The sequence below is a fragment of the Streptomyces sp. NPDC002785 genome (assembly GCF_040295565.1).
Classification (GTDB): Bacteria; Actinomycetota; Actinomycetes; order Streptomycetales; family Streptomycetaceae; genus Streptomyces.
In genome coordinates this window covers 1-7,262 of sequence record NZ_JBEOVN010000284.1, presented here as the reverse complement: position 1 = coordinate 7,262, position 7,262 = coordinate 1, and the positions used below count along the sequence as shown (strand labels likewise).

Genomic DNA, 7,262 nt, shown 5'->3' with positions numbered 1-7,262 from the left:
GGTCATTTCACACCGTCGGGACGACCAGTTGGTGGTCCGCCTCCGCCGTGCGGCGGAGGCGGATCGTCGTACGGCACGACGTGCGGGCGCGGGCCGCGCGGCAGCATGGGTGCGATGACACAGACACCGCTCGCACCCGCCGCCGTCACGACGCGGCGGACCGCCCGCTCCGTGCTCCGTACCGTCACCATCGCGTCCTGTTTTCCGTACATGGCCCTCAAGGCCGCCTGGATCTCCGGCAGTCACCTCGGCGTGCCGGACGGCAGTCCGCTGCTCGACCACCGCACCACGATGGCCGCCCTCAACGGCGCCACGCTCCTGATGGACAGCGCAGTCCTGGTCATCGCGCTGCTGCTCACCCAGGCATGGGGACGGCGGGTTCCCGCCTGGGTGCTCATCCTGCCGATGTGGGTGGCCACCGGGCTGCTGCTGCCGATCATGGCCGGGTACCCGTCGCAGCTCCTCGTCGGCCTGGCCGGCGGCGACGTCCAGGGCTCCGGACATGCCTCGCGTCCCTTCCTCGACACGTGGGTCTTCGGCGTCGTCTACACGGGCTTCATCGTCCAGGGCCTCACCCTCGGCGCCCTCTTCGCGCTGTACGCCAGGGACCGCTGGGGCCACCTCTGGCAGGGCGCGTTGAGGGATCTGCCGAGGAGCCCCACCGGTCCCGCCCAGCGTCTCGCCGCGACCGCCGCCTCGCTGCTCACCCTCGTACCGGGCACCATGCATCTGCTCTGGGCCACGGGATCGGCCACGGGGCTCGACGCGAGCCGGATCGCCGAACGCAACGCCGGGTTCCGCGTCATGGAAGCGATCGCCGTGTTCTTCGTCGCCGCCACTGTCGCCGGGGTGCTGCTGCTCGCCTTCAGTCGCCGTTCCACGTTGCCTCTCGCGGTGCCGCTCGCCCTGTCCTGGGGCGGTTCCGGAGCCACGGCCTGCTGGGGCGGCTGGCTGGCCATCGCCTCGTTGAGCGGGGTTCAGGACGCCACCGAACAGCCCACTGCCGCGATGATGCTGACATACGCTGTGCAGATGCTGATCGGGACGCTGGTGGTCACCCTCGGCGCGTACTTCTTCTCGGAACGCGCGGCGGTGCGGGCCTCCCACCCCTCGGACCCGCACCCATCGGAGCCACGCACGGCGGTTTCGGCCGCGCCTGCGTCGGGCTCCTCGTCGTCGGGCTCGTTCGCGGCGGCACCGCCCGCCAGGCCGTCCGGCTCCGGCACGTGACGCCGCTGCTCGGGCGGCGGGCCCGGCTGCGCTGGCTGCATCTGATCATCGGCGGCGCCCTGCTGATGCCGTATTTCCTGGTCGGGCTGGTGATCGTCGGCTCGCACCGACCCGGCACGAACTTCTTCTCCGATCCCGCCAACCAGTTGACCGCATTCGCGTACGCCCTGCCCATGGTCGCGGTCACCACGCTCTTCGCACCGGCCCGGCCGTTGTCGGTGGCCACGGCCCGCGCGCTGTGCGGCATCCCCCATGACCGGCCGCTCGCCGACGGTCCCGCGAGGACGCGGCAGGCGCGCGTCCGGACCGCCGGCTGGTACACGCTGCATCTCGCGCTCGGCAGCATCATCAGCGGGATGACGCTGGCGCTGACACCGTACGCGGTGGCCGTCATGATGTTGCCGTTCTCCGAAGCGGTACGGAACTCCCGTGTTCTCGACCTGCCCGAAGGCCTCGACCGGCCATGGATCCTCGCCCTGTCCCCACTCGCCGGGGCCGCGATACTCGCTACGCTGGCCGGTTGCGCGGCACTGGCGGGGGCGCTCCTCGCCGACCGGGCGCCGGTGCTGCTGGGCCCGACCCCGGAGGACCGGCTGGCGGCGGCGGAACGCCGAGCGGCCGATCTGGCGGCGCGCAACCGGCTCGCCCGGGAACTGCACGACTCGGTCGGTCATGCGCTGAGCGCGGTCACCCTCCAGGCGGGCGCGGCCCGCAAAGTCCTGGGCAGCAACCCGGAGTTCGTGCGCGAGGCACTGGCCGCGATCGAGGAGACCACCCGGCGGACGGTCGGCGAACTCGACTGGGTGCTCGGCCTGTTGCGCAACGGCGAGGAGCACGGCGGGCCCGGGGCGGCGGGACCGGCGCTCGACGCGCTGAACGGGCTGCTGGAGCGCTGCGGGGTGCCCGTCTCGTGCGTCGTGGAGGGTGACACCGGCACGGTCCCGGCCGCTGTGTCGAGGGAGGCGTACCGGATCGTGCAGGAGGGACTGACCAACGCGCTGCGGCACGGCGTGCGCGGGGCGCCGGTGGAGCTGCGGATCAGGGTGGACGGGGAGGAGCTGGCGATCACCATGGACAATCCGTTGCCGGACCTGCCACCGGTGGTACGACCCGGGGGCGGCCGCGGACTACGAGGCATCACCGAACGGGCCGTACTGCTGGGCGGCTGCACGGAAGCCGGACCGCACGGCGGCACCAGCGTGTGGCGGCTGACCGCCAGGCTCCCCCTGCACACCCCCGAGGAGAACCGATGAACACGACGGTCCGGGTGGTCCTGGCCGACGACGAGCGCATGGTGCGTACGGCGCTGCGCGTCATCCTGGACGCAGAGCCCGACCTGGAGGTCGTCGGCGAGGCGGCGACCGGCGCGGAGGCCGTCTCCGTGGTGCGTGAGCTGCGCCCCGATGTGGTGCTGATGGACGTGCGGATGCCGGAGATCGACGGCATCCGCGCCACCGAGCAGATCCTCGGCTCGCTCGACGCGCCCCCGCGGATCGTCGTCGTCACCACCTTCGAGAACGACTCCTATGTGTACGACGCGCTCGTCGCCGGAGCAGCGGGGTTCCTGCTGAAGCGCGCGGCGGCCGAGGACCTCGTGCAGGCGGTGCGGCTGGTAGCGCGCAGCGACTCGCTGCTGTTTCCGTCGGCGGTACGGGCGCTCGCCGCCGAGTACGCGAGCCGGCAGGCGTCCCCCCTGCCGCCGTGGGCCGCCCGGCTCACCGACCGGGAGGCGGAGGTGCTGCGGCTGATGGCGGCGGGACTGACCAACGCGGAGATCGCCGGGCGGCTGCGGGTGGGGACGGCGACGGCGAAGACGCATGTGGCGGCGGTGCTCGCGAAGACCTGCACGCGGGACCGCACCCAGGCGGTGATCGCGGCGTACGAGTCGGGGTTCATCGCCCCCGGCAGGCCTGGCCGATCATGAGGAATCGGTGAGAAGCGGCACAACCGGGAACGCCCCGCAGCGCCCCGCTCGTCCCTCCCGTGGGATGAACAAAACGATCAGGCACACCTCGGTCTTCTGTCTGCTGCTGGTCCTCGCCCTGCTGGTGCGGGCGACCTGGGTGCAGGCGTACCAGGCAAAGGCGCTCGCAGACGACGAACACAACCGGCGGAACACCATCGCGCAGTACGCGCAGCCGCTCGGCGACATCATCGTGGCCGGGAACCCGGTCACCGGATCGAAGAGGACGGTGGGCAGCGATCTCGCGTACAAGCGCACTTACACGCAGGGCGAGCTCTATGCGGCCGTCACCGGTTACAGCTCGCAGGCGTACGGTGCCACACAGCTCGAAGGGATCTACAGCCATGTGCTCGACGGCACCGACGACCGGCTGAAGAATCCGATGGACGTGGTGACGAACAAGCAGGCCTCCCCCGGCAACGTCCTGACGACGATCGACCCGGATGTGCAGAAGGCGGCGTACGAGGCGCTCGGCAACGACAAGGGGGCGGCGGTCGCGATCGACCCGAAGACCGGGCAGATCCTGGGCATGGTCTCCACCCCTTCGTACGACCCGTCGACGATCAGCGGGACAGCGGACGGCGACGCCTGGAAGAAGCTGCTCGACGCCGAGGACAAGCCGCTGGTCAACCGTGCGTTGCGGCAGCCACTGGCACCGGGTTCGACATTCAAGCTGGTGGTGGCGGCCGCGGCGCTGGAGGACGGACTGTACGGCTCCGTCGACGAGCGCACGGACAGTCCCAATCCGTACACCCTGCCCGGCACCAGCACCGTCCTGAAGAACGAGAGCGCCTCGGCGCCCTGCGAGAACGCCACGCTGCGCACCGCGCTCCAGTACTCCTGCAACAACGTCTTCGCGAAGGTCGCCGCCGACCTCGGCCAGGACAAGGTCAGGGCGATGGCGGAGAAGTTCGGCTTCAACACGGAGAAGCTCGATGTGCCGGTACGGGCCGCCAAGAGCGTCTACCCGTCCGGCATGGACAAGCCGCAGACGGCTCTCACGGGCATCGGCCAGTTCGAGGTCACCGCGACGCCGCTGCAGGTCGCCATGGTCTCGGCCACTCTCGCCAACGGCGGCGAACTGGCCGCACCGCACATGGTGTCCGAGGTGACGGACTCCAAGGGCAATGCGCTGCAGGACTTCGCGGACGGGGATACGAAGCGGGTCGTCTCGCAGTCCACCGCCGAGCAGTTGCGCAGCGCGATGGTGACCGTCGTCGAAGAGGGCACCGGCACCAACGCCCGGATCGCCGGTGCCGAGGTGGGCGGCAAGACGGGCACCGCGCAGAACGGCGTGGACAACAGCAAGACTCCGTACGCCTGGTTCACCTCGTACGCGAAGGACAACTCCAGCGGCAAGGAAGTCGCGGTGGCGGTGGTCGTCGAGGACTCGGGCGCGGCCCGCTCGGAGGTCAGCGGAAACGGTCTGGCGGCGCCGATCGCCCAGAAGATGATGAAGGCGGCGCTCAAGGGGTGAGAAGGGCAGGCGCGGCGGCCGGGCTCCCGGCTGCCGGAATCCGGCCCGTGATCGCCGCGCCGCCCGCCCCCCGCCTCGGCGCGGGACGGCCCGCTCAACCCTGATGCGGCCCGGCGAAGCATTCACCAGCATCGACATCCGCGCCGCGTTCCTTCGCCCGGCGGCTCCGGTCTGTCCGGGTCTCGCTGGGGCCCGTCGTCACCAGGGCACTGGAGGGCCGTGTGGGCGGTGGCGGCCGAGCCGGTCGTGGGCCGGACCGTCGTGGTCACCGGCCATGACGACCACACCGTCCGGCCGTGGGGCTTGGTTGACCGGAGCCCGCTCGGTCCTCCGCTCCGCGGCCGGGCCGCGCACCGGCTCGGCGTTGATCTGCTGGATGCCGTGGCCGGGATCGCCCGAGCAAAAGAACTTCGCGGACATACGGCATGCGCCGTACACCTGGCGCCGTGCACGCCCGGCCCGGCCGGCCCGGCCCGGCCGCGCCAAGAGTGCGCCAAGGCGGGTGAAGGTAAGGGAACGGCAAAGCCTGGTCGTTCGTTACCCCGTGCATGACCGCTATGACCCCCGGCTCGAACATCCCGCTCTCCGCCGCCCGCGTGGCAGTGGACGTCTCCGCACCGGTGCGGCTCGACGTTTCGGGCCTGCTGCTCACCGCCGACGGCAAGGTGCGCTCCGACGACGACTTCATCTTCTACAACCAGCCCGCCGGCCCCGGCGTGACCTATCGCTCCGGCGGCGGCACCGCACCGGACGCGATCGTGGTGGACACCACCGCGGTCCCGTCCGGCATCGAGAAGATCGTCGTCTCCGCGAGCCCGGATGCGGCGGGCCAGACCTTCCAGGGCATCGAACCCACCGCGACCGTGCGCAACGCCGACGACGGCAGTGTGCTCGCCAGCTTCACCCCGCCCCAGCTGGGCACCGAGACGGCGCTCGTGGTCATCGAGGTCTATCTCCGCAACGGAGCCTGGAAGGCCCGCGCGGTCGGCCAGGGCTATGCGAACGGACTGGCCGGTATCGCCACGGACTTCGGCGTCTCGGTCGAGGAGGAACCCACCGCCGCGCCCGTCGCACCCCCGATGCCCGCCACCGCACCCGTCACACCCCCGATGCCCGCCGCCGCCCCGGTGGACCCGCGGATCGCCGCGCCTCCGGCCCCGCCCGCCGCTCCCGCGCCCGCCGCTCCCGCGCCCGCCGCTCCCGCGCCCGCCGCCTCCGGCAAGATCAACCTCGACAAGGGCCGGGTCAGCCTCCAGAAGAACCAGACGGTCTCCCTGGTCAAGGGCGGCCGACCGCTGCTCTCCCAGGTCAAGATGGGCCTCGGCTGGGAGCCCGCGTTCCGCGGCAAGGACATCGACCTCGACGCCTCGGTGATCGCCTACGGCCCCAACCGGAACCACCTGGACAGCTGCTACTTCGGCAAGCTCTCGATCCTGAACGGCGCGATCAAGCACTCCGGCGACAACCTCACGGGCGAGGGCGCGGGTGACGACGAGGTGATCGTCGTCGACCTGGGCCGGATCCCGGCGGAGGCGACCGGTCTGGTCTTCACGGTCAACTCGTTCACCGGCCAGAAGTTCACCGAGGTCGCCAAGGCCTACTGCCGGCTGATCGACGCCACCACCGGCGAGGAGCTGGTCCGCTTCGACCTGACGGGCGCCGAGCCGCAGACCGGCGTGATGATGGCCAAGCTGATCAAGCAGTTCTCCGGCGAGTGGGAGATGACGGCCATGGGCGACTTCGTGAAGTCGCGCACCGTCCGAGGCATGGTGAAGCCCGCCGCCCAGGCGCTGTAACCCCGCAAAGCCTTCCGACACGGCTTCAGGGGCACCTGTGAATGCCAGGTGCCCCTGAAGCCGGAGAGCATGACGGGGGGCGCGGACGCTGCGCGTGCTCGCCGCCTCTCTCAGAGCTTGGTCAGCTTGGAGTACGGGCTCAGGATCCTCCCCTGTCGCCCCGAGAAGTCGATGAGCACTGCGTCGTTGTCGCCCTCGACCGCAAGGACGCGACCGAGTCCGAACTGGTCGTGCGACACCCTGTCGCCCACATCGAACAATTCGACCGGTGGGGCCGCCTGGGCCGGGCGGTTGAAGGGACTGGAAGGCAGGTGGCGCCGGGATCCGGCTGACTGTTTCATTACCTTGAGTATGCGCCCTGAGAACGCCCGACGCCATGCCCGTCCACTCCTGGCGGCGTACTGATGCCGGATTCGTAATCAGCGATTCCAGGGCCGGCGGGCGTCCCGGCCCGCTTCCAGCAGCGGCACCATGCGGAACGCCGCGTCCGAAAGACCCCCGAAGGTGTGGCGGTCCCCGCCTCCTGACGGGGCGTGCCCGACCCGGTATCCGGCCAGGTTCCAGGTGTGGACGGGCACGGTGGACGGCAGGGCCGCGGTGGCATCTCGCGGCGTACGAGAACGACGCCTGCCCGTCGGTGACGATCAGTACCCGGTCGTGGGCCCGGTAGCGCGGGCGCACGGCCTCCGCGGTGTTGGTGCCGCCGAGGTCACCGAAGCGCTCCATCCGGTGTCGGGCGGTGTCCAGCCGTCCTCTCCAGCCAGGTCCAGGGGCGGCCGGCCGCGCCATCAAGGAC

At 71.0% G+C, this 7,262-nt stretch carries 7 protein-coding genes and 1 pseudogene; 5 read left to right on the top strand and 3 right to left on the bottom strand.

Annotated elements, in window-relative coordinates:
• Positions 1-114: 114 nt before the first annotated feature.
• From ABTZ94_RS35145 to ABTZ94_RS35130, 4 genes are all read left to right on the top strand, one after another.
• Complete coding sequence (locus ABTZ94_RS35145) at positions 115-1,230, top strand: hypothetical protein (protein WP_351207125.1); 1,116 nt, start codon at positions 115-117, stop codon at positions 1,228-1,230.
• Entirely contained in the window at positions 1,227-2,483 is a 1,257-nt protein-coding gene (locus ABTZ94_RS35140) for a sensor histidine kinase (RefSeq protein ID WP_351207123.1), read from the top strand. Before ABTZ94_RS35145 ends, ABTZ94_RS35140 begins: the two co-directional genes overlap by 4 nt.
• Positions 2,480-3,154, top strand: a complete 675-nt coding sequence (locus tag ABTZ94_RS35135) for a response regulator (RefSeq protein ID WP_351207121.1) — start codon at positions 2,480-2,482, stop codon at positions 3,152-3,154. The genes ABTZ94_RS35140 and ABTZ94_RS35135 overlap by 4 nt, the downstream gene beginning before the upstream one ends.
• 64 nt (positions 3,155-3,218) lie before the next feature.
• Entirely contained in the window at positions 3,219-4,670 is a 1,452-nt protein-coding gene (locus ABTZ94_RS35130) for a peptidoglycan D,D-transpeptidase FtsI family protein (RefSeq protein WP_351207119.1), read from the top strand.
• A gap of 198 nt (positions 4,671-4,868) precedes the next feature.
• Here ABTZ94_RS35130 and ABTZ94_RS35125 read toward each other — a convergent pair whose 3' ends face one another.
• Entirely contained in the window at positions 4,869-5,090 is a 222-nt protein-coding gene (locus ABTZ94_RS35125; RefSeq protein ID WP_351207117.1) for a hypothetical protein, read from the bottom strand.
• A 128-nt stretch (positions 5,091-5,218) separates the two neighbouring features.
• Between ABTZ94_RS35125 and ABTZ94_RS35120 the strand changes: the two genes are divergently transcribed.
• Positions 5,219-6,466, top strand: a complete 1,248-nt coding sequence (locus tag ABTZ94_RS35120; protein WP_351207115.1) for a TerD family protein — start codon at positions 5,219-5,221, stop codon at positions 6,464-6,466.
• Between the two features lie 110 nt (positions 6,467-6,576).
• Here the strand turns inward: ABTZ94_RS35120 and ABTZ94_RS35115 are convergent, their stop codons facing one another.
• Complete coding sequence (locus ABTZ94_RS35115; protein ID WP_037711258.1) at positions 6,577-6,807, bottom strand: hypothetical protein; 231 nt, start codon at positions 6,805-6,807, stop codon at positions 6,577-6,579.
• A gap of 78 nt (positions 6,808-6,885) precedes the next feature.
• Positions 6,886-7,192, bottom strand: a pseudogene (locus ABTZ94_RS35110) (TROVE domain-containing protein); the annotation flags it as partial.
• Between the last annotated feature and the right edge of the window lie 70 nt (positions 7,193-7,262).